Origin of the sequence: Amazonocrinis nigriterrae CENA67, assembly GCF_016056305.1 — a bacterium.
GTDB lineage: Bacteria > Cyanobacteriota > Cyanobacteriia > Cyanobacteriales > Nostocaceae > Amazonocrinis > Amazonocrinis nigriterrae.
On record NZ_JAECZC010000111.1, the window covers coordinates 119,010 to 141,740 of the forward strand.

Consider the following 22,731-nt stretch of genomic DNA (forward strand, 5'->3'; position numbering starts at 1 on the left):
AATCACTAATTATTTTACTACTATTCGTAATCTCTACTCAAAGTCATCTATCTAAAGATTGAAACTTTTTGATAATAATTGAACCCATAGCTAGTTGTGTAAATCAAGCAATAATTTAAAAATGTTACCAAGACCTTGATTGACAGATGAACTCGTTCAAAGAATGCTAGATGTTATGCTGACCTAACTTCATCATATCCACCTTTTTCTAGATTTATGAAGAAATGGCTATCCAATACCCATTCTTCTAGTAACCCCCAAGATGGTGGAACAAATAAAGTTATGTATCCATCTGACAGTAAGAGCAAGTGATTATGTGATCAAAAATGTTGAATTACAAAAATTATTTAACAGGTCACATATATGCTTTTGATGTGGAGATGAGACCAAAAAATATTTGTAAATTTTTGCCTATTCAGCCTTGCATCATGCAGAGTTTCTCAAATAGTCAATCAATTTAGTTGTACTTGCATAAATTGCTCTAATTTTTTAGGAGATATTTTCATGGGTAGTTTCTTTCGTTGGTCTTCAGCAAGCGCAACTTTGCTAGCTTTGGGAATGCTGGCAGCAACAGTTACTCCCATAACAGTTGCTTCTGTAGCCATAGCGCAAACCACACCACCAAGCACAACTCCATCAACAACATCAACTTCTAACTTTAGTGATGTCAGTTCAGATTATTGGGCGCTTCCGTTTATCCAAGCCTTAGCCGAAAGAAACATCATTACAGGCTTTCCTGATGGCACATTTAAGCCGAATCAATCTGTGACTCGCGCTGAATTTGCTACGCTAATTAAAAAAGCCTTTAACCAAAGCCCTGTTCGCCAGTTAAGTTCCAGTGGATTTAGAGATGTTCCTGCTAACTACTGGGCAGCAGATGCAATTAGAGAAGCCTATGAAACTGGATTTTTAACAGGCTATCCAGGAGACTTGTTTCAACCAAATCAGCAAATTCCCAAAGTGCAGGCGTTGGTTGCTTTAACAAATGGTTTGGGTTTGAGTAGCAGTGATAATACATCAACTGTTAACAGTACTTATTACACAGATGCTTCAGCCATTCCCAACTACGCCGTTAATAATGTCGCAGCAGCAACGCAAGCCAATCTTGTTGTTAACTACCCCAATGTCAATCAACTTAATCCGCAAGTGTCGCTGACTCGTGCCGAAGCAGCAGCAATTTTGTATCAAGCTTTAGTTAAGCAGGGACAGTTACAAGCCCTTGGTAGTAATGTACCAGCTACTAGCTATATAGTAGCCAGTAATGCAGCCAGTAATACTGGCAGTGCTCAAACCAATAACAATATTGTTTCCCTGGCTGCGTCTAGTAATTCTTTTTCAACCCTGACTTCTTTATTGCAGACAGCAGGTCTAACAGATGTCTTACAACAACCAGGCCCTTACACAGTTTTTGCTCCTACTAATGAGGCATTTGCTGCTTTACCTGCTAGCACTTTAGAACAGTTACAGCGACCAGAGAACAGAGAAGTCTTGATTAAGATTTTGAGATATCATGTGGTTCCTGGAGCTATAACTTCTAGTCAACTTTCTACGGGAGAAGTCAAGACGGCTGAGGATGCATCTGTCAACATTAAAGTTGATAGCGCCACTAATCAAGTTTCGGTAAACGAAGCCAGAGTTATCCAGCCTGGTGTCCAAGCTAGCAACGGCATTATTTATCCAATTAATGCAGTTCTGATACCACCAAATCTTACTGTTAGTCAGCAGCCACAAAATGGAACTGGTACTAGTGATGTAACGCCAGGTAGAGCTACTCGTGGAGGCTCCAGTTATGTAGGGGTTGCTGGTAACATTGGTTTAACCGGTGATACCGCGCTGGGCGACACTAACTTTTCCGTTATTAGCAAAATCGGGTTGACACGGTTTTTATCAGTGCGACCTTCAGCTGTTTTTGGGGATGATACAGTTGTTCTAGTTCCCGTGACTTTTGATTTGGCCCCACGTGCAGTAAATCCCACAGGTGACCGGACATTTCCTGTATCTCCCTACTTAGGCGCAGGCGTAGCTATTGACACGGAAAATGACGCTGATGTGGGATTATTGCTAACTGGCGGTATAGATGTTCCTTTAGGTTCTCGTTTTACAGCCACAGGTGCTGTGAATGCAGCTTTTTTGGATGACACTAATGTTGGGTTGGTACTGGGAGTTGGCTTGAACTTTTAGAGACTGAAGGAGTCACTAAGAGGCTACAACAGCGAATTAATTAAATATTTTAAGCTGTTCCGCATTGAAGTTGCAGAGCTAATTGTGTAGACCCATGACCGATAACTAGTGACTGTCATCAGTTATCGGTCATCGACTATTATGAATAATTATGCTATTTAACTGCTATAACTTAAGTTTTATTTGATGCGATCGCTCTTAATTACGTTTTACAGGAGTTCCCCAAATATTAATTATTCGGTCAAATCCACCACTAGCCAGGGTTTGTCCGTCTGGACTAAATGCGAGCGCACTTACCCAATCCTTATGACCATTAAGTGTATATAATAACTCGCCTGTAGTTAAATTCCACAATTTAATTCCATCTCTGCCACCACTAGCAAGGGTTTGTCCATCGGGGTTAATGGCGATGGCATTTACCCAATTGTTGTGTCCTGTGAGAGTACGGACTAATTGGAAAGAAGTGATATTCCAAATTTTAATGGTGCGATCGCGGCTAGCACTAACTAAATTCTCTCCATTTGGTGTAAAAGCTACTTCACTGACTGCATTAGAATGTGCTGCCAATTCCCGAATTAATTTACCAGTACTTAAGTTCCACAGTTTAATCACACCCTTGTAGTCACCACTAGCCAGAGTCTGGCCATCGGGACTGATTGCCACTGTAAAGATTGAATTATCAAAGCGTACCAGAGTACCTAGTGGACGCTGTTGTTGCAAATCCCACAAGCGAATCCCATCTAATGCACCACTGACAAGAATCTTACTATCAGGAGATACAGCTAAAGACAATACATTACTAGTATGTCCTACAAAAGAGCGAGTAAAACTATTATTTCTCAGATCCCAAAGATTTATTGTGTGGTCATTGCTACAGCTTGCTAGGGTTTGGCCATTTGGCGAAATCACCAAAGATTCCACAGATGTTTTTTGGGCTTTGTTGATAGTAGCCAATTTTTTGCCCTTTTCCAGGTTCCACAAGCGGATAACCCCGTCGCTGTCAGCACCACCACTAGCCAAAACTTTGCCACTGGGACTAAAAGCTAATGATTTAATGGTTCCTGTATGTCCAGTTAAGGTATAAAGTAACTGAGGATTGGCAAAACTAGTTGGAGTTTGGGAGTTTGGTGTTACTTGGGCAGCAGCTTGTGCAACATAAGTATAGAACCCTTGAACACTAGTTAATCCAAGGGCAATAGTTGCCATAAAAGCCAAAATCATAGATTGGCGCACTACAGAATTACTTGCACCACCTCTTCCCTGACTATTCACTAATTTTTCCTCACTATATTAAATACTTCTATTAGTCATAGCATCGAGAAATGGGTAAGTAACATCTCCCTCATCCCCCTTATCTCCCTTATCTCCTTACTGGGGTGGTTTTTTCTTAGAAACGGTCAATGTAGGTAGAGTCGGACTAGATGAGCGAGAGGGCAAGTAATGTTGTACTACAGGCTCCTCTGGGATAGAACGGCGTTGCTGGACACGCCATAACTTAAAGGCGAGGGCTACACCTGCTGTCCCCAAGCCAAAGGCAAACAATGACCAGCTATCATCAAATCCACCAATCAGCGCATCTACTACACCTACAGTTATCAATACACTGACTAGCGGGTCTTTCCTGTAGGTTGACTTCAAAAAACGAGGTAATACAGCATTCATCACAGCTTGGTTTATCAAGTTTACCTTTTATGTAAAGTTACCGAGAATACCTCACCTAAGAGTTATCCTGCTGATAAGAAGCATCTAAGATATTAGAATTTTCTTCAGTAAGGTCACAAGTGTAGTAATTAACTAGCTTGCGTGTATGATTTGCATTTGGTAGCTAAGACTGACACTTTTGGGTGTGCTTCATAGTTATAGACGGCAAATCATGGGAGGTAGTTCACTTTTGATCGATATAGTCAAAACCAGCTAGATATTCCAGCTGGTTTCAACTCTTCTAATTACTAGCTTACAACTTACTGAAACAGCACAGGGGTGCAAGGGTGCAGGGGAGATAAGGGAGAAATAACTTCTAACTCTTAACTCCTAACTCCTAACTTTTGTAGGGGCGGGTTTACCTGGCATATCTTGTTGCTACTTGAATTTCGGGCTTAACCCGCCCCTACAACTTTGTGCCTCAGCACTCAGCACTATTTCAGTCCGAGCCATGATAGCACGCCTTGATTGGTGACGTACTCAATCAACACCATCAAGCCGAAACCAATCATTGCGGCTCGACCATTCAATCGTTCAGCATATTCATTAAAGCCAAATTTAGGCTCTTCCAGTTTGGGGGTAACTGTTGGTTGTGGTTGTGTCATGTTCTGTGAAACCTCTTTTTGGCAAACGGGATTTGATAGCGAGAAGTCTAGGCGGAGGTTGACTCCAAGCAGGACTTTGGTGATTTTGAGCTAATACAGCACCTGAACCCCAAGATAGCTTTTTCAAGCTAGCTGTTTCCTGGGAGGAAGCTCTGCAACAGCTATCTTAACAAATTGTAATTATTCTTTATATATTGTAGAAATGTGACGTTAATAGTCAAGAGTAAGACTTTGCAGCTTCTATAGTCGGTTTGAGAACGTTAGGGTGGTATGTAGTTAAGCAGAATACGGAAGTGCTTGTCTCTTACTGGCAGGCTAAAGTGGAACAAAAAATTTATTAGAGGCGGTATATGGAAATAGGCGTTCCCAAGGAAACCAAGGATCAGGAATTTCGGGTAGGTTTGAGTCCTTCTAGCGTGCGGGTGTTGCGAGAAAATGGTCATACCATCTTTGTCCAGACACAAGCAGGTGATGGTGCTGGATTCACAGATGATGATTATGCAAGTGCTGGGGCGGAGATTGTCTCTACACCAGAAGCGGCTTGGAATCGGGAGTTAGTGATCAAAGTTAAAGAACCACTGGTAAGTGAATATAAATTTTTGCAAAAGGGACAGATATTATTTACTTATCTGCATTTGGCTGCCGATCGCAAATTAACCGAGAGTCTAATTGATTGTGGCATTTGTGCGATCGCCTACGAAACTGTAGAGTTACCTGGTGCTAACAAGTTACCTCTACTTACCCCCATGAGCGTGATTGCTGGTCGGCTATCAGTACAATTTGGGGCGAGGTTCCTAGAACGCCAACAAGGTGGTAGAGGCGTTCTTTTGGGCGGCGTTCCTGGAGTCAAACCGGGTAAAGTAGTGATTTTAGGTGGGGGTGTTGTCGGCACAGAAGCAGCTAAAATTGCCGTGGGCATGGGTGCGATCGTGCAAATTTTAGATGTAAATGTCGAGCGTTTATCCTACCTAGAAACTTTATTTGGTTCTAGAGTCGAATTGCTTTACAGCAACTCTGCCCATATCGAAGCCGCCGTGAAAGAAGCTGACTTACTGATTGGTGCTGTTTTAGTCCTTGGACGTAGGGCACCAATACTAGTATCCCGCGAATTGGTCAAACAAATGCATCCTGGTTCTGTAATTGTTGATGTCGCCGTTGACCAAGGCGGTTGTGTAGAAACTTTACACGCCACATCCCATACAAATCCAGTGTACTTAGAAGAAGGTGTAGTACATTATGGTGTACCTAATATGCCAGGAGCAGTACCTTGGACAGCAACTCAAGCACTTAATAACAGTACACTGCCTTACGTCGTCCAATTGGCAAATTTGGGCATCAAGGCACTAGAAGTTAACCCAGCATTAGCCAAGGGTGTGAATGTACAAAATCATCGCTTAGTGCATCCTGCTGTGCAAGAAGTGTTCCCTGATTTAGTCAGTTAGATTTTAGTAAATTTAGATTACTCATAGTTCCTGTAAAACACCGTCTCTAACCCCTCCTCGTTTGTGAGGCTACAGGGTGGTTTCATACGAAAAAAGAAAAATATGAAAGCCTCGATTTCTCGTTTTGAACCATAGATTTTGACCTTTCTCCAAACCTCTCCCACGGGGGAGAGGCTTTGATACCTGGTTTTAATTTTTCTCTGATGGAATGAAACCACCCTGTTCTTCATTTGAGGACTGACGCAAAAATTGCCAAAAAGCTTAATTTATCGAACCGCCAAGACGCCAAGAAAGCCAAGAGTTCGTAGTAGCGCGACCGGGCTAAAATAGTGCATTAGATGTAGCAGAAACAGACAAAGAAAATGGGACGTGGACGAACAAACAAGATTCGCTTAAGTGCAGAACAAAGACAACACTTGGAAGCGCTCAGCCGTAATGGTCATGCACCAGTGAAAAAAATTCTGCACGCACGTGTACTGATCATGTCGGATGAGGGTGAATATGGGCAGCAACGCTGGAATGACCAGCAGATAGGGGCAGCACTAGGATTACATCGTAATAGCGTTGCCCGCATCCGCTCATCATTTTTAGAGCAAGGAGAACAAGCAGCCCTCAACCGCAAGCCGCGTCAGACACCACCCGTGCCACAGAAATTAGATGGAGAAAAACAGGCGCATCTGATAGCTATATGCTGTTCACCACCGCCGGATGGTAGGACTCGTTGGACGATGAAGTTATTAGTAGACGAACTCAAAGCGCGAAGTATCGTCACGCAAATAGGTCGTGAGACTGTGCGATGTACACTCAAAAAAACGAATTGCGCCCGTGGAAAAAGCAGCGTTACTGTATTCCCGAACGCGATGCGGCACGCTTTGTAGCACAGATGGAAGAAGTCTTAGACATTTATACCAGCCAGCACACAGAAGATGAACCACTCATCTGCATGGATGAAGCGGCTTACGAGTTAAAAGCGGACGTGTTTGAGCCAATACCAATGACACCCGCAAGCGATCGCAAAGAAGATTACCATTATGAACGGCATGGTGTGCGTGCGTTATTTATATTTTTTGACCCCTTGAGAGGATGGCGGCGCGTGAGTAGTCGTGAGCATCGTACTCGCGTCGATTGGGCACTGGAAGTTCGCCAACTTCTAGATGTAGACTATCCCCACGCGCGCAAAGTCAAGTTAGTTTGTGACAATCTCAATACTCATCACATTGCCTCACTGTATGAAGCTTTTCCTGCAACTGTTGCTCATCGATTAGCTCGCCGCTTAGAAATTCACTATACCCCTCGTAACGGTAGTTGGTTGAATGTTGCCGAGATTGAGTTAAGTGTCCTTTCTCAACAATGTCTTGACCGTCGTATTTCCTCTGCCACCGAGTTAGAAAAGGAGTTATCTGCCTGGCAGAACCAGCGTAATCGCACGAATAGCCAAGTTCAATGGCGCTTCACAACAGAGGATGCCCGTATTAAACTCAAACACCTCTATCCTATTGCACTATTTTAGCCCGGTCGCGCTAGTAGAGTGTGCGTAAGTCCTACATTTGTGAGGCTACGGTATACATACAAGTCAAAAAAAACCATTGCCATAAAAGATTTGAGTTTGGTAGTGGCGTGGCAAGCTTAAAATAGTGCATTAGGAAAAAAGGCAATCATCTTTCAGGGCGATGGCATCTTTTACTTTACTGAGTGATAGGTGCGATCGCCTGAAGCTTTCGAGCAAGGGAATCTGCTGTGGCTGTTCCTCCATCATGGGCAATCTTAGAAAAAAGTAATATATGTAACTTTTGGTCTATTTGCACCAGTCGTGGAACGTTTATCCTAAAAAAGCACAACATGAGGAGGTTGTATGGAGACGCTAAAGTATTTTCTGCCACAGGTATGGTTTGTGATTTTAGCTCTCTTTCTCTTCCTGTATGTAATGCTTGATGGGTTTGATTTAGGAGTAGGTATATTGTCTCTTACCTCCTCTGATGAAAAACGCCGTAGCGTTTTAATGACCAGCTTAAGCAACATTTGGGATGCTAATGAAACCTGGCTGGTACTGATGGGGGGAGGTTTATTTGGTGCGTTTCCCTTAGCCTACAGCACAATTTTAAATGCTTTGTATATCCCAATTATCATCATGATATTTGGGTTCATATTTCGTGCTGTGGCATTTGAATTTCGGGAGTTAGCAACGCGAAAATTATTTTGGAATTTTGCTTTTGGTGCTGGAAGTTTTACCGCTGCACTCGGTCAAGGATTTGCTCTGGGTGCTGTGTTAAAAGGTATTTCTGTTGATGAGCAAGGACACTTTATTGGCACAACTTGGGACTGGTTAAGTATTCCAACAGTATTGGTGGCTTTGACGTTGATTCAAGGATATGTGTTGATTGGCTCAACTTATCTGATTTGGAAAACCACAGGAGAGTTACAAGAAACCCATTATCAGACTGCAAAAATTGCTGCTTGGACAACATTACTTGGGGCAATTTTCATCACGATTACCACACCAATATTTTATGAAAGTGCAAGGTCACGCTTATTTGCACCACCCCTAGTTTTTATCTTTGCACTCATTCCACTGCTGGGAGTAATATTAATTTCTCAACTGCTTACTAGTCTGACTCGAAAACAAGAAAGAGCGCCTTTGATCTGGACTATTCTGTTGTTCGTGTTGTCGTTTTTTGGCTTAGGATTAGTTGTATTTCCTTACATCATTCCCCCTCAGATTACCATCTATGAAGCATCTGCTGATCCTAGTTCGTTGGTAATCATGTTGATATTTATTGGTTTCCTCATTCCCGTGATGCTGTTTTATAACCTTTATCAATACATTGTCTTCCGAGGTAAGGTGACTGGTGGTCACTACGGAGAATAAAGATAAATAGCCGTCATCAATTGCCTATACTAAAACAAATTAAAATTCTTTGTGTCTTGGTGTCTTTGTGGTTCAATATTTTTTCCCACCAAGACACAAAGGCACAAAATATATCAGGGTACGTTAGGTTACAATTAGGATTTGCGTGCTAACTGCTATGTGTGATTATATATACTCATTTTAGTTCGGTTGCCATGCATAGAAGTGGTATTATTTGAATTTTCGCCTAAAGCTTGAAACTTCTCCCCTGCTCTATCAAGTCGAGTACTAAAGGGTGGTGACATACCATAACAGTCTTGACTATATCTATGTAACTATATTTTAGTGGCTAAAATAATCAAGCCTTAACAATTTCCAATCATCAGGCAGTCCATTGCCTTCTCAAACAGATAACATTTAAATATGAACGCTACACAAGAACAACTAAGAGTAAAATTTGAGCAGGCTTTGGTCGCGGCTTTTGGCGCTGAATACGCTGGCGTAGATCCCATTTTGGTTACTGCTAGCAATCCTAAATTTGGTGATTATCAGGCGAATGTGGCTTTATCCTTAAGTGGAAGGTTAGGAAAGCAACCAAGAGCGATCGCAGCTGCTATTGTTGAGAAGCTAGATGTATCAGAAATCTGCAAACCGCCAGAAATAGCCGGGCCTGGTTTTATCAATCTCAAGCTGAAAACAGAATATTTAGAAGCGCAACTACAAGCTATTCAAGCAGATTCCAGGCTAGGAATTCCAGCGACAAAAACGCCTCAGCGGGAAGTTGTAGATTTTTCTAGCCCGAATATTGCTAAAGAAATGCACGTCGGACACTTGCGTTCTACAATTATTGGCGATTCTATCGCCCGTGTTCTGGAATTTCAAGGACATGATGTCCTACGGTTAAATCATGTAGGTGATTGGGGTACGCAGTTTGGTATGTTAATTGCCTACTTGCGGGAAGTTTACCCCGAAGCGCTGACTACTGCTAATGCTTTAGATATTGGAGATTTAGTTACTTTTTATCGCAAAGCTAAATTGCGGTTTGACGCAGATGAAGCTTTCCAAGAGACTGCACGGCAAGAAGTGGTAAGATTACAAGCCGGTGCGGAAGATACACTTCATGCTTGGAAACTATTGTGTGAACAATCACGCCAAGAGTTTCAAGTAATTTATGATTTACTAGATGTCAGTGTTATAGAAAGAGGAGAATCTTTCTACAATCCTTTACTGCCAACAGTGGTAGAAGATTTAGAAAAATCCGGTTTACTAGTAGAAAATCAAGGTGCGAAATGTGTTTTTGTAGAAGGGTTTACTAACAGAGAAGGTGAGCCTTTACCCTTGATTGTGCAAAAATCTGATGGCGGTTATAACTACGCTACAACAGATTTAGCAGCTCTACGCTACCGGATTCAAAAAGATGAGGCAAAACGCATAATTTATGTAACAGATGCAGGACAAGCAAACCACTTTGCCCAATTCTTTAAAGTAGCAGGCAAAGCAGGATGGATTCCTGAAGATGTGGAACTTGTGCATGTACCTTTTGGTTTGGTGTTAGGAGAAGATGGTAAGAAATTCAAAACTCGTTCTGGAGACACAGTACGGTTGCGGGATTTGTTAGATGAAGCAATTACTCGTGCGCGTGCAGACTTAGAAATTAGATTAAAAGAAGAAGAACGCGAAGAAACTGAAGAATTTATCAATAAAGTTGCTGAAGTAGTTGGTATTAGCGCAGTTAAATATGCGGACTTAAGCCAAAACCGCACGAGTAACTACATCTTTAGTTACGACAAAATGTTGGATCTCAAAGGCAATACAGCACCCTATATGCTATATGCTTATGCACGAATTCAAGGTATTAGCCGTAAGGGGGAAATTAACTTTGAGGAGTTGGGAGATCATGCCAAAATTCTGTTGCAACATGAAACAGAATTGGCTTTGGCAAAGTACTTGCTTCAACTAGATGAGGTAATTAATACTGTAGAGCAAGATTTATTGCCTCATCGTTTATGTGAGTATTTGTATGAACTGAGTAAAAAATTTAATCAGTTTTACGATCGCAATCAAGGAGTTCGGGTGCTGGACGCAGAAGAACCGTACCGTACATCCCGCTTAGTTTTATGTGATTTGACTGCGAGAACCCTGAAATTGGGACTATCTTTGCTAGGAATTCAAGTCCTAGAAAGGATGTAGAAAGCTATTGATTGATAACTGATGACTCTCAAACCCTTGTGGTTACTTCAACCAACAAGGGTTTCAGTTGTTCTACGGCTTGTCCTCTAACAATTAGTACTTGTCTCGATGCATATTTGACTTCTAGTAAGCGATCGCGCTATCCATGTTAGTACTTTTTCAACCAGCGATCGATAGTTGCTTTATCATACCTTAAAGGTTCTGCCAGTTTGTGTTTGCTGGTCACTTGACCGCTTTTAAGCTAGTAAAGCATGTGTTACTTTTCTTTACTGCTTGCACTTACAGCACATTGGAGTGCTTTTCCCAATTCTTCTTGAATTTCTGAAATGTCGGTTTCAAATGGACAGCTGGTCAATGTCCTAAATCTAACTATTTATAGTTTGACGTAGTTTAGCGTAACTTCACACAGAAGTGATCTATCTCCGTGTAATAACCCATGACAATAGATAATAAAAATACGTATTATAAAAATAATCACTCATCTATCTCTAAGCACCAGAAGTAATAGACACATTACAAGAGGTTATTGAGTATGATGCTATGGATTTTATTGAGGTAAATACTGCATTAGCAGAACATACTGTCTAGATAATCAATCAAAAAAATTTTGATTGATTCCAATTTTCAATTTTTTAAATATTTTCCTAAATAACCTAAGCCAAAACAGAGAATAGTTATGAATAATAACTTTAATAAGTTAGCTGAATCTGTATTACAGATAAAAATAGGCTCAACAGTACAAGCTAAAAATAATTTAAAGGATTTAATTAAATCTTTACAAAATATAGATAATGATTTCTTAGATTTACAGTATTTTCTTTTCTCCTCAGCTTTACTTAAACGAATTGACGGTTACACTGCTGAGAATATTTATTTGCAAAACTATGATGAAATTTCACAGATTGACCTTTTTCAGTTACTTTCTACACATGTTCCTTTCGTTTCGTTGACACATCCCATAGCAAATGAGTTGATTTGTCAAATTTTAAGTCAATTAACTACTGTTACACTATTAAATATAGGTATAGGTAAAGGTTTACAAGAAGTTGATTTGCTGAAGCGTTTAGTCAAAAAGGGGATAAAACTTCAACAATTGACTATTGTAGGTATAGAACCTTCTCAAGAAAATTTATTAGAAGCTGAATCTAATATTTTAAAAGCATCTGAAGAACTTGATTTCGATTTAAAATTTATTCCATTTCCAAAGCTAGTTGAAGATTTAAGTGAACGGGAGTGGTTATTTTTAGCTAGTTTAAATGGAGATATAATCATTAATGAAGCATTTTCTTTACACCACATAGTTGACAGAAAACAAGGATATGATACTCGTCAAGAGGTGATTTTAAAAATTTCTCGATTAAATCCTATGGCATTTATTCTTGTTGAGCCTAATTGGGATCATAACATTTCTGACTTATGGTATCGTTTCAAAAATGCTTGGATAAATTACCGATTATTGTTTGAAGCTCTTTCCCAAGTAGATATGCCCAAAAAAATGAAATTTTTGATAATTAACAATTTTTTTGGCAGAGAGATTGAAGATGTATTAGGTAATTGTGAAGAAACTCGTTGTGAAAGACATGAATCAGTGGATATCTGGTTACAGAGGCTTTATAAGGAAGGTTTTAAGCCTTTTGATTTAAGTACTATCAATTTAACTAATTTTTCTCATCCAGTGGGTAATGTTGTCACCAGAGATAGTTACATAGGAATAGAATGTAACAATACTGCATTAATAGCTATTATCGCTGTTCAATAAAAACACAAAAATAATCTGCATATCTATGATAATTCGTGTTTAATTAAAATCCAAATACCTGTAATCAAAAAATCTACTTTGTCTATGTTACTAGATATGCTTGATAAATTTCAATATAACCGCTATTTTTAACTCGCAAAATTTGGATATAAAGTAGCATATCAATACTAATACCTGTAATTTCAATTTATCTATGACTATATTCAACAAGCTATCTACTCCATAATGACGATGGGAGGAAATAAACCAATCACTCTAAAATGGCAATTTTCTCTTAGCGAATATACCAAAACAAGAGTAAAATTATAAAATTTTTGAGAATTTTATCTAAACTTATTCATCAAACAACTGGCGTTAATCAATAACTATGTATAATCTTAAAAACAGTGATAATTAATGAATTTTAATAAATATAAATTATCAATAATCTAAATAAAAATTATTTAATTTGGAAATATGATACTTTCTTCTAGCAGCTTACCTGGCTATCAATTGAGCGAATTACTTTACGAAAGCTCTAGAACATTAGTATATAGAGGAAAGCGGAAAATTGATGACCTACCTGTAGCAATCAAGCTGCTAAAAGGTTTTTATCCCACCTTTACGGAACTAATACGGTTTCGTAACCAATATACAATTGCCAAAAATTTTAAAATATCAGGAATTATTGAGATATATTGCTTAGAATCTTACCATAATAGTTATGTCTTAGTAATGGAATACTTTGGTGGAATATCCTTGGCAGAGTATATTTATACTCATAAACTGGAACTCAAGGAGTTTTTTTCCATAGCCTTGCAACTAACAGAAATTTTAGAGAATCTCTACCTTGCCAAAGTTATTCATAAAGATATTAAACCTGCAAATATTCTGATTAATCCAGATACAAAAAAAATTAAACTTATTGATTTTAGTATTGCTTCATTACTACCTAAAGAAACACAAAATATTCAAAATCCCGGTGTATTGGAGGGTACATTAGCTTATTTAGCACCAGAACAAACTGGACGGATGAACCGGGGAATTGACTATAGAGTAGACTTTTACGCATTGGGAGCTACATTTTTTGAATTGCTGACGGGACAACTACCTTTTATCAGCAATGACCCTATGGAATTGGTACATTACCACATTGCTAAAGAACCACCTTTAGTTTGTGCGTTAAATTTAGATATTCCTTTAGTATTAGCGCAGATAATTAAGAAACTATTAGCAAAGAATGCTGAAGACCGTTATCAAAGCGCATCGGGTCTGAAATATGATTTAGAAATTTGTCTAAATCAATTACAGAATTTAGGCAAAATTAAGGAGTTTAAAATTGGACAACGAGATTTATGTGAACAATTTCTCATTCCAGAAAAGTTATACGGACGAGAAAATGAAGTTCAGCAACTAATCTCAGCATTTGAACGCATTTCGTATGGATACAGCGAACTTATCTTAGTGGCTGGGTTTTCTGGTATTGGTAAGACTGCGGTAGTTAACGAAGTACATAAACCCATTGTTAAGCAACGGGGCTATTTCATTAAAGGTAAGTTTGATCAATTCAATCGTAATGTTCCTTTTTCTGCCTTTGTGCAAGCCTTTCGTGATTTAATGATGCAATTGTTAACTGAAAGTGACCAGCAACTACAACATTGGAAGTCAAAAATTCTCAAAGCTGTAGCTGAAAGTGGACAAGTTTTGATTGAGGTAATTCCTGAATTAGAACAAATTATTGGTCAACAACCACCCTTAGCAGAACTTTCAGGAACTGCTGCACAAAATCGATTTAATTTAATTTTTCAAAAATTCATTCAAGTATTTACTACAAAAGAACATCCCTTAGTAATATTTTTAGATGATTTGCAATGGGCTGATTCAGGCTCATTGCAACTCGTACAATTATTAATGAATGAATCGAATCAAAGTTATTTATTATTGATTGGAGCATATCGACATAATGAAGTTTCACCAGTTCATCCTTTAATTTTAACGTTAGATAAAATTAGTAAACTAACTGGAAGAGTTAACAGTATAAATTTATTACCGCTCAGCCTATTTTTCTTAAATCAATTAGTTGCTGATACTTTATGTTGTGCGGAACACATAGCACAAAACCTCTCACAATTAGTATATCAAAAAACTAAAGGTAATCCATTTTTTACAACGCAACTGCTCAAGAGATTACATCAAGATGGGTTGATTGAGTTTAACTTTCAGGAACGCTGTTGGCAATGTGATATTACACAAGTTAACCAGCAAACCTTAACTGATGACATTGTTAAATTCATGGTATCCCAATTAACAATGTTACCTCAAGCAACTCAGAATGTGTTGCAGTTAGCAGCTTGTATTGGTAATCAGTTTGATTTAGCAACATTAGCAATTATTTCCAAGCGATCGCAAATAGAAACAGCAGCTGATTTATGGAAAGCATTGCAGTCAGGATTGATTTTACCTCTGAATGAAAATTATAAATTTTATGTAGGGCAAGAACATCAAGCACTTACCTCAAAAACCTCAGAGATTGTTGTATATAAATTTCTGCATGATCGTGTCCAACAAGCCGCTTATTCCCTAATTCCTGAACAAGAGCGATCGCTCGTTCACTATCAAATTGGAAAATTGCTACTCCAGCAACTTTCACCTAAAGCTATAGAAGAGAAAATCTTTGCAGTAGTCAATCAGTTAAATTATGGTATTGAACTAATTACCGACCAAACCGAACATGATGCACTAGCAGAACTTAACCTGTGTGCTTGTCGCAAAGCTAAAACTTCTACTGCTTATCGAGCTGCTTACGAGTATGCCACAGTTGGTCTTAATCTGATGGAAAGCAAAGCTTGGCAACAACAATACCAAATGTCTTTGACTTTTCACGAACTCGCCACAGCAGTAGCTGCACTCTGCGGTGAATTTGAGCAGATGAATCAATGGATTGATATTGTGATTCATCATGCCAAAATGCCTTTAGATCAAGTAGGCGTTTACATCATTAAAATACAAGCATTAACTTCTCAAAATCAGCTTTTAGAAGCAATATCTAGCGGTCAGGCAATTCTTCAAGAATTGGGTGTACAGTTTCCTGAACATCTTACTTTAGAATATATTCAGCAGGCAGTAAAGGAAATTAACTCCTTGCTAGGCGAGCGACCCATTGAGGATTTATTTTACTTAAAACCAATGGTAGATGCTGAAAAGCTGGCAATGATACAAATCGCTGCAAGTATCATGACAGCTTGTTATGTAAGTGGTTCGCCTGTATTTCCATTACTAAACACATTACAGGTAAATTTATCGCTCCAGTATGGCAACAGTCTTACTTCAGCTTATAGTTATGCATGTTATGGGGTTTTTCTCAACATATTTCTACAGAATGTCACAGCAGCCACTCAATTTGGTCGATTAGCTTACCGTCTGGCTTTAGAAGCAGAAGCCAAAAACATTCGCCCTGAAACTTTTATTCCCATTGCCTTGTTTTTGCACCATCGTCAGTCTCATTTGCGAGAAACCTTGCCCATTTCACAACAAGGCTATCAAGCAGGATTAGAAACAGGTAAATTAAAGGATGCCGCACAAAATGCGAATATATTTTGTCTTAATTCCTACTGGTGCGGTCAACTTTTAGTGGAATTAGAATCCCAAATTTTTGCTTATCGTCAACAATTACTCAAACTTAATCAGCTGACAGCAGCTAACTATTGTTCAATCTATTGGGAAACAACGCTCTTTCTATTGGGAAATCCAGACAAAATCGAAATCTCATTTGAAAATCCCTTAAATGAAGAAAAGCTAGTTTCTCAAGCACTACTTTCTAACGATCTGTGGCGAATATTTATTTTCAGCGTGCATCAAGCAATGTTGAGATTTCTGCTGGGAGACATTGACGGAGCCAGTATAGATGCTCTTCGAGCCAGGAAGTATATAGCCGCAGGCAAAGGAACTATTGCTGAAGCTGGTTTAAATTTTTATGACTCTTTGATTATCCTGGCGACAGTGCCTAATTCTCAGGCTGAGTTGGAAACTCAACTGCAACGAGTTCAGGAAAATCAAGCCAGGTTGCAATATTGGGCAGAGTACGCCCCGATGAACTATTTGCATAAGTGGCAGTTAGTAGAAGCTGAACGCCATCGTATATTAGATCAAAAGATTGAAGCAATTGATCTGTATGATCGCTCTATTTCTCTGGCTCAAGAAAACGGTTATATTCAAGAACAAGCGATCGCCAACGAAGTAGCAGCTAAATTTTATCTAGACTGGGGCAAAGAAAAAATAGCTCAAGCATATATGCAGGAAGCTTATTACTGTTATGCTCGATGGGGAGCCAAAGCAAAAACAGATGATTTGGAAAAACTTTATCCCCATCTACTGCAACCGATCCTGCAACAACAAAAGCTCAACAATATAGAAGCTATAAATTCGCTTACTCACACTTCAAATCAAAATTACACACTCAATTCTAGTACTAACAGCACTATTATTTCTGATGCCCTAGATTTTGCCTCTGTCCTCAAAGCAGCACAAATCATTTCTAGCAACATCCAATTAGATGAATTAATTACTAGCTTCACTAAAATTATCTTAGAAAATGCTGTGGCAAAAAAATGTGTGCTAATTTTACCTCATCAAGGTGAATGGCAAGTTAGAGCCATTACCTCTATCAACTCTCAAGATAATCTCACTACAGAAATTCTTGATTCACTACCATTAGATGCTTGCCAAGAGGTTCCTATAAAACTCATTCAATATGTTAAACGAACATTAGGAACTGTTGTCCTTGACAATTGTCAAACTGAAATTAATGGTGTAATTGATGATTATCTGCTCCAGCATCAACCGCAGAGTGCTTTGTGTACCCCAATTCTCAATCAAGGTAATTTAGTTGGCATTCTTTATTTAGAAAATTCTTTAATTCAAAGTGTATTTACACCTGAGCGGCTAGTAATTATTAACTTACTTTGTAGCCAAGTTTCAATTTCTCTAGAAAATACTCGACTTTATCAACAGGCTCAACAAACACAATTACAACTTGTCCAAAATGAAAAAATGTCAGCTTTGGGTAATTTAGTTGCGGGTGTTGCTCATGAAATGAATAATCCTTTGGGTTTTATTTTTTCTAGCCTGAAACAAGCTCAACCTAACTTCTCTGATTTAATTGCTCACTTAGAATATTATCGTCAACGTTTCCCCAATCCAGGTGATGATATTATTAAGCATGGCGAGGAAATCGAGATAGATTATCTTGTCGAAGATTTACCACAGATGCTTTCATCAATGGAAGTAGCCTGTGAACACCTGAGAAATATCAGCACTTCGCTCAGAATTTTTTCACGAGCAGATTTAGAGTACAAAGTTGCTTGTAATATTCATGAAGGTATTGATAGTACTATTTTAATTCTCAAACATCGACTCAAAGCAAATCAGCATCGTCCAGCAATTGAGATTATTACCAATTATGGAAATTTACCTCTAGTTGAATGCTTTCTTGGGCAACTGAATCAGGTATTTATGAATCTGTTAGCTAATGCTATTGATGCTTTAGAAGAATCAAATGATCAACGTAGTTATCAAGAAATTAAAAGTAACCCTAATCGCATTCAAATTGCGACATACTTAGAAGCTAATTACGCCAAAATATCTATTGCTGATAATGCGAAGGGAATGACTAAAGAAGTAAAACAGAAAATTTTCGACCATTCATTTACTACAAAAGGCGTGGGTAAAGGTACAGGATTAGGATTAGCGATCGCTCGTCAAATTATAGTAGAAAAACACAACGGAACGATTCAAGTTAACTCAAATTTAGGTGAGGGAACTGAGTTTATAATTACTCTTCCAGTAAAAGCAAAATTTTCACCAACAGCCATAACAAAAGCATCGCCACTAGCAAGCTAGAGTAATCAGCTGTTAAGCACTTAATTTACATGTTGATACCGCAGGGGAGCAGAGGTGCAGAGTATAAATTATTTGTATCACGAATTTAGTGAAATAGTATTAAATGTGTAACAGCTTAGAAGTTGGAGTTCTTCAGTTTTAACTAATACCATTTCCAAAATATTTGGAACACATGAATCGACTGTAGGGGCGTACAGCTGTACGCCCCTACGAGAGTATCTGTTTCCATTCGATTGTTTCAATCCCCTTGCAGGGTATTAGAAAGATGAAACGTGTTTATATTTCATCATTGACTCGGCGGCTGGGCGTTTCAATCCCCTTGCGGGGTATTAGAAAGATGAAACTTTAATTACACCATTAGGTATAGAACATCGCACAGTTTCAATCCCCTTGCGGGGTATTAGAAAGATGAAACCAGTAACGAATTATAGGTAATTTGTCCAGTTAAAAGTTTCAATCCCCTTGCGGGGTATTAGAAAGATGAAACTTCGTCCAAGCAAATCTCTACCCGTGCAAATAATTGGTTTCAATCCCCTTGCGGGGTATTAGAAAGATGAAACTCCTTAATTTTTGCCATATACAAAATAGTTACAAAGTTTCAATCCCCTTGCGGGGTATTAGAAAGATGAAACAACAGCTTTAGAACAACAGGAAGCAAAATTTAATAAGTTTCAATCCCCTTGCGGGGTATTAGAAAGATGAAACTTAAAATAATGGATTCTAACAATTAGATAGCGATGTTTCAATCCCCTTGCGGGGTATTAGAAAGATGAAACTCAGTGACAGCATTAACTACATCAATTGGCGCTTGCGTGTTTCAATCCCCTTGCGGGGTATTAGAAAGATGAAACTTGTATTTTAATACTTTAATTTCACGTCTCATCGTGGTTTCAATCCCCTTGCGGGGTATTAGAAAGATGAAACGTGTCACAATTGATAGTTTAAGAAATTATTATATGTTTCAATCCCCTTGCGGGGTATTAGAAAGATGAAACATAATATTAGTGTCGAGAATATTGCAAAAAAGCAACAGTTTCAATCCCCTTGCGGGGTATTAGAAAGATGAAACTTAATGAATCGTTAAAATCTTCATTGTATTTTGGGTGTTTCAATCCCCTTGCGGGGTATTAGAAAGATGAAACTTTGATGTGGCATCGCTTTATCCATCAATATGTTGTTTCAATCCCCTTGCGGGGTATTAGAAAGATGAAACCTCTTGGTTTCATCATCAAAGGGCAAGTAAAACTGGTTTCAATCCCCTTGCGGGGTATTAGAAAGATGAAACGACTTGGGCTAAGAAAGCTGAGTTCTATAATGCAGGTTTCAATCCCCTTGCGGGGTATTAGAAAGATGAAACCTAAACCTGGTTGTACTTCCCCAAAACCTATCACCAGTTTCAATCCCCTTGCGGGGTATTAGAAAGATGAAACGTCTAACGCAGGTATTCCACTACTAACACCCTTAAGCTGTTTCAATCCCCTTGCGGGGTATTAGAAAGATGAAACTCTGCCCTCTGAAATCATTACTAAACAAGCTTCCTGTTAGGGTTTTTGGCAGGGAAGAAATTTTGGTTATTTTCAACCGCTCTTATTGCAAAACACTTGGAGTTATCCTAACTTTTGAAACGCTGTAATTATTGCTTTGTCAAGGTTCTGGCGATTTTGGCGGGACTCCAGGGATTTTGCCCCCGCTTTCCCCTGCCAAACATCAAGCTGCTTACAACATCATAAAATGATTATTCGTTATTGTCGAGCTTTTATGAACTAATGTAGCGGCAATTCATAACTAGTCTCGAAGTTAATCAAGCGAAACCTCACATAAAATGAGTATAAAGACGCAACTCGCACTTTCATAGGAGTATCCAGCTGTGCAGCCGGACTTAATAGGCTTGGAAATTAGCAAGGGAGAATTGAGACGTTTGACTGGATTCGATCCAGATGATGTATTTCGACCTTCTATTATCAAAGACCGTGAAAAACGATTAGGGTTTTTGATCAATGAAATGTTTTTGTCGCTAGCCCTAACTCCAATTATTGTTGGTGCTATTTATGCGTTTATTATTCTACCAACAATTGGTTCTTCTATTAAACTAGGAATTCTCTTACTAATTATAGTGCCCATTGCTGTGGTCGTGGGGCGATCGCTATGGCGGCGGTTCACTTGTCCCAAAGCACTGACAATACTTTTAGATGAAGTCGATAAATATCATCACGTCATCAAAGCCATAGATATTAATGACCAATTGGCAATATCCACAAACTCCCAAAACAGTATAAATGAGCGAGAGCAAATCATCGCCGCCTTACAACTGATTCGGGAAAATTTAGTACTAGCTTTAAAAAGTGAACGAATTTTGCGAGATAATAAACAACTACTTGCTAATAACCAAGAGTTATTTGTGAATAATTTAGCTAGCCTGCAAGCTTTGCAAGCTAGCAGCCAAGCCAGCGAATATAGTCAACTTTTAAATCAATCTTTACAAATTGCCCTTGATGTGCAGGCAGAAATCAAAAAATTACAGCATTGAACCACAGTAGTGTACTGATTTTCGGTGCGTTAGAACTAACGTTCATAACGCACTCTACTATATTAAAGTCAAAGAAGTAATATCAAGTCCGGTTTATTTAGTTATGATTCCCACAGTCATTGCACCCCACCCCTAACCCCTCCCCGTGAACGGGGAGGGGAAACAAAGCGTAGCTTTGATGGGGTGGGGTTCTTAGGGTTTAAATAGGTAATAAGCAAAGGACTTGATATAACTCCAAAACATAAAATCCCAAATCTAAAATCCTATTAAATGAGTAACAAACCAAAAATAATTGTCCTAGATGATGATCCTACCGGTTCTCAAACAGTCCATAGCTGCTTGCTGCTAATGCACTGGGATGTGGACACTTTACGCACTGGCTTACGAGATGATTCGCCGATTTTTTTTGTGCTAACCAATACTAGAGCAATGACACCAGAGTCAGCAACGGCTGTCACTAAAGAAGTTTGTCAGAACTTGAAATTGGCATTAGCTGCTGAAGGAATTACCGATTTTCTCATTGTCAGCCGTTCTGATTCTACCTTGCGGGGACATTACCCAATTGAAACCGATGCGATCGCTACTGAACTCGGCCCATTTGATGCTCATTTTCTTGTCCCGGCATTTTTTGAAGGCGGACGCATCACCCGCGATAGCATACATTACTTGATTATTGATGGTACACCTACCCCAGTCCATGAAACTGAGTTTGCCAAAGATTCAGTCTTTAGCTACCATCACAGTTACTTGCCTAAGTACGTAGAAGAAAAAACTCAAGGACAAATCACTGCGGAAACAGTAGAAAGATTTTTACTTGCAGATATTCGTGCTGGTAGTCTAGAACGCTTACTGAAACTCAGTAATAATCAGTGCGCTGTTGTCGATGGTGAAACACAAGCTGATCTCAACTCGTTTGCTGTAGATATATTAGCCGCAGCCAGTCAAGGAAAACGCTTTTTATTTCGCAGTGCTGCCAGTATCTTAACAGCTTTGGCTGCCTTGCCTCCCCAACCCATTGCCGCAGAAAACATGGCAAAGTACGTTAGGCAAGGTAAACCAGGTGCAATTATTGTGGGTTCCCATGTCAAAAAGACGACTCAGCAATTAGCAACGCTATTGCAAGCAGAGGGAACATCAGGAATTGAAGTGAATGTTAAACAATTGCTTGATGACGGAGAAAATCAATCTGCTGAACTGTTAAGCGAATCCAGTGAAAAAATAAAAGTGGTACATAACGCTGGTAAAACACCAGTGATTTATACCAGCCGCCAGGAACTTACTTTTAAGGATGCTAAAACACGGTTAGACTTTGGGGTGAAAGTTTCAGGTCTATTAATGGATATTGTGCGCGGTTTACCATCTGATATAGGATTCTTAATCAGCAAGGGTGGCATTACCTCCAACGATGTTTTAAGTACTGGTCTTTCCTTAAGATCAGCTCGATTGCTTGGTCAAATTTTACCTGGTTGTTCGATGGTGATTACCAACTCTGACCATCCGCAGTTTCCCAATTTGCCAGTGGTGCTGTTTCCTGGTAATGTTGGCGATGCTGATGCTTTGGAGACAGTTTACAAAAGATTAAGTAAAAATACTAAGTGAGGATG

Annotated in this window: 12 protein-coding genes and 1 CRISPR repeat array; of the genes, 9 read left to right on the forward strand and 3 right to left on the reverse strand. The window is 39.0% G+C overall.

The genetic code is table 11. From position 1 onward, the window contains the following. Positions 1-504 precede the first annotated feature (504 nt). Positions 505-2,181: a fasciclin domain-containing protein gene (locus I8748_RS34120; protein WP_198128899.1), complete on the forward strand. Its 1,677-nt coding sequence runs from the start codon at positions 505-507 to the stop codon at positions 2,179-2,181. Positions 2,182-2,379: 198 nt separating this feature from the next. Here I8748_RS34120 and I8748_RS34125 read toward each other — a convergent pair whose 3' ends face one another. From I8748_RS34125 to I8748_RS34135, 3 genes are all read right to left on the reverse strand, one after another. Continuing rightward, on the reverse strand, positions 2,380-3,453 hold the full coding sequence (locus I8748_RS34125; RefSeq protein ID WP_318781321.1) for a WD40 repeat domain-containing protein: 1,074 nt from the start codon (positions 3,451-3,453) through the stop codon (positions 2,380-2,382). A gap of 96 nt (positions 3,454-3,549) precedes the next feature. After that, a complete protein-coding gene (locus tag I8748_RS34130) occupies positions 3,550-3,843 on the reverse strand; it encodes a hypothetical protein (protein ID WP_198128933.1) in 294 nt (97 codons plus the stop codon). 473 nt (positions 3,844-4,316) lie between these two features. Continuing rightward, positions 4,317-4,487, reverse strand: coding sequence for a hypothetical protein (locus tag I8748_RS34135; RefSeq protein WP_096555737.1), 171 nt, complete (start codon positions 4,485-4,487; stop codon positions 4,317-4,319). 350 nt (positions 4,488-4,837) lie between these two features. Here I8748_RS34135 and ald point away from each other — a divergent pair, with 350 nt between their 5' ends. From ald to I8748_RS34180, 8 genes are all read left to right on the forward strand, one after another. Next, positions 4,838-5,929 (forward strand): alanine dehydrogenase, encoded by a 1,092-nt coding sequence (gene ald / locus I8748_RS34140; protein WP_198128900.1) that lies wholly within the window; start codon positions 4,838-4,840, stop codon positions 5,927-5,929. Between the two features lie 362 nt (positions 5,930-6,291). After that, positions 6,292-7,439, forward strand: a protein-coding gene (locus I8748_RS34145; protein WP_198128901.1) for an IS630 family transposase whose coding sequence is annotated in 2 segments (ribosomal slippage) — positions 6,292-6,736 and positions 6,736-7,439 — 1,149 coding nt in all. Because the reading frame shifts where the segments join, the coding sequence is not laid out codon by codon here. A gap of 342 nt (positions 7,440-7,781) precedes the next feature. Next, complete coding sequence (cydB, locus tag I8748_RS34155; protein ID WP_198128903.1) at positions 7,782-8,795, forward strand: cytochrome d ubiquinol oxidase subunit II; 1,014 nt, start codon at positions 7,782-7,784, stop codon at positions 8,793-8,795. A gap of 402 nt (positions 8,796-9,197) precedes the next feature. Beyond that, on the forward strand, positions 9,198-10,964 hold the full coding sequence (argS, locus tag I8748_RS34160) for an arginine--tRNA ligase (RefSeq protein WP_198128904.1): 1,767 nt from the start codon (positions 9,198-9,200) through the stop codon (positions 10,962-10,964). 676 nt (positions 10,965-11,640) lie between these two features. Further along, positions 11,641-12,723: a GRAS family protein gene (locus I8748_RS34165; protein WP_198128905.1), complete on the forward strand. Its 1,083-nt coding sequence runs from the start codon at positions 11,641-11,643 to the stop codon at positions 12,721-12,723. Between the two features lie 456 nt (positions 12,724-13,179). Further along, positions 13,180-18,600, forward strand: a complete 5,421-nt coding sequence (locus I8748_RS34170) for a trifunctional serine/threonine-protein kinase/ATP-binding protein/sensor histidine kinase (RefSeq protein WP_198128906.1) — start codon at positions 13,180-13,182, stop codon at positions 18,598-18,600. Positions 18,601-18,835: 235 nt separating this feature from the next. Next, positions 18,836-20,105: a CRISPR direct-repeat array (repeat unit 37 nt; unit sequence GTTTCAATCCCCTTGCGGGGTATTAGAAAGATGAAAC). 362 nt (positions 20,106-20,467) lie between these two features. Then, on the forward strand, positions 20,468-21,127 hold the full coding sequence (locus I8748_RS34175) for a hypothetical protein (protein ID WP_198128907.1): 660 nt from the start codon (positions 20,468-20,470) through the stop codon (positions 21,125-21,127). A gap of 270 nt (positions 21,128-21,397) precedes the next feature. Then, positions 21,398-22,726 carry a four-carbon acid sugar kinase family protein gene (locus I8748_RS34180; protein ID WP_198128908.1) on the forward strand — a complete coding sequence of 443 codons (1,329 nt, stop codon included), beginning with the start codon at positions 21,398-21,400 and terminating at the stop codon, positions 22,724-22,726. Positions 22,727-22,731 lie beyond the last annotated feature (5 nt).

Excerpts from the sequence above, each read along its gene's own strand:
- I8748_RS34120 (WP_198128899.1), top strand. The coding sequence starts at position 505 with ATGGGTAGTTTCTTTCGTTGGTCTTCAGCAAGCGCAACTTTGCTAGCT.
- I8748_RS34130 (WP_198128933.1), bottom strand. The coding sequence starts at position 3,843 with ATGAATGCTGTATTACCTCGTTTTTTGAAGTCAACCTACAGGAAAGAC.
- I8748_RS34135 (WP_096555737.1), bottom strand. The coding sequence starts at position 4,487 with ATGACACAACCACAACCAACAGTTACCCCCAAACTGGAAGAGCCTAAA.
- ald (WP_198128900.1), top strand. The coding sequence starts at position 4,838 with ATGGAAATAGGCGTTCCCAAGGAAACCAAGGATCAGGAATTTCGGGTA.
- cydB (WP_198128903.1), top strand. The coding sequence starts at position 7,782 with ATGGAGACGCTAAAGTATTTTCTGCCACAGGTATGGTTTGTGATTTTA.
- argS (WP_198128904.1), top strand. The coding sequence starts at position 9,198 with ATGAACGCTACACAAGAACAACTAAGAGTAAAATTTGAGCAGGCTTTG.
- I8748_RS34165 (WP_198128905.1), top strand. The coding sequence starts at position 11,641 with ATGAATAATAACTTTAATAAGTTAGCTGAATCTGTATTACAGATAAAA.
- I8748_RS34170 (WP_198128906.1), top strand. The coding sequence starts at position 13,180 with ATGATACTTTCTTCTAGCAGCTTACCTGGCTATCAATTGAGCGAATTA.
- I8748_RS34180 (WP_198128908.1), top strand. The coding sequence starts at position 21,398 with ATGAGTAACAAACCAAAAATAATTGTCCTAGATGATGATCCTACCGGT.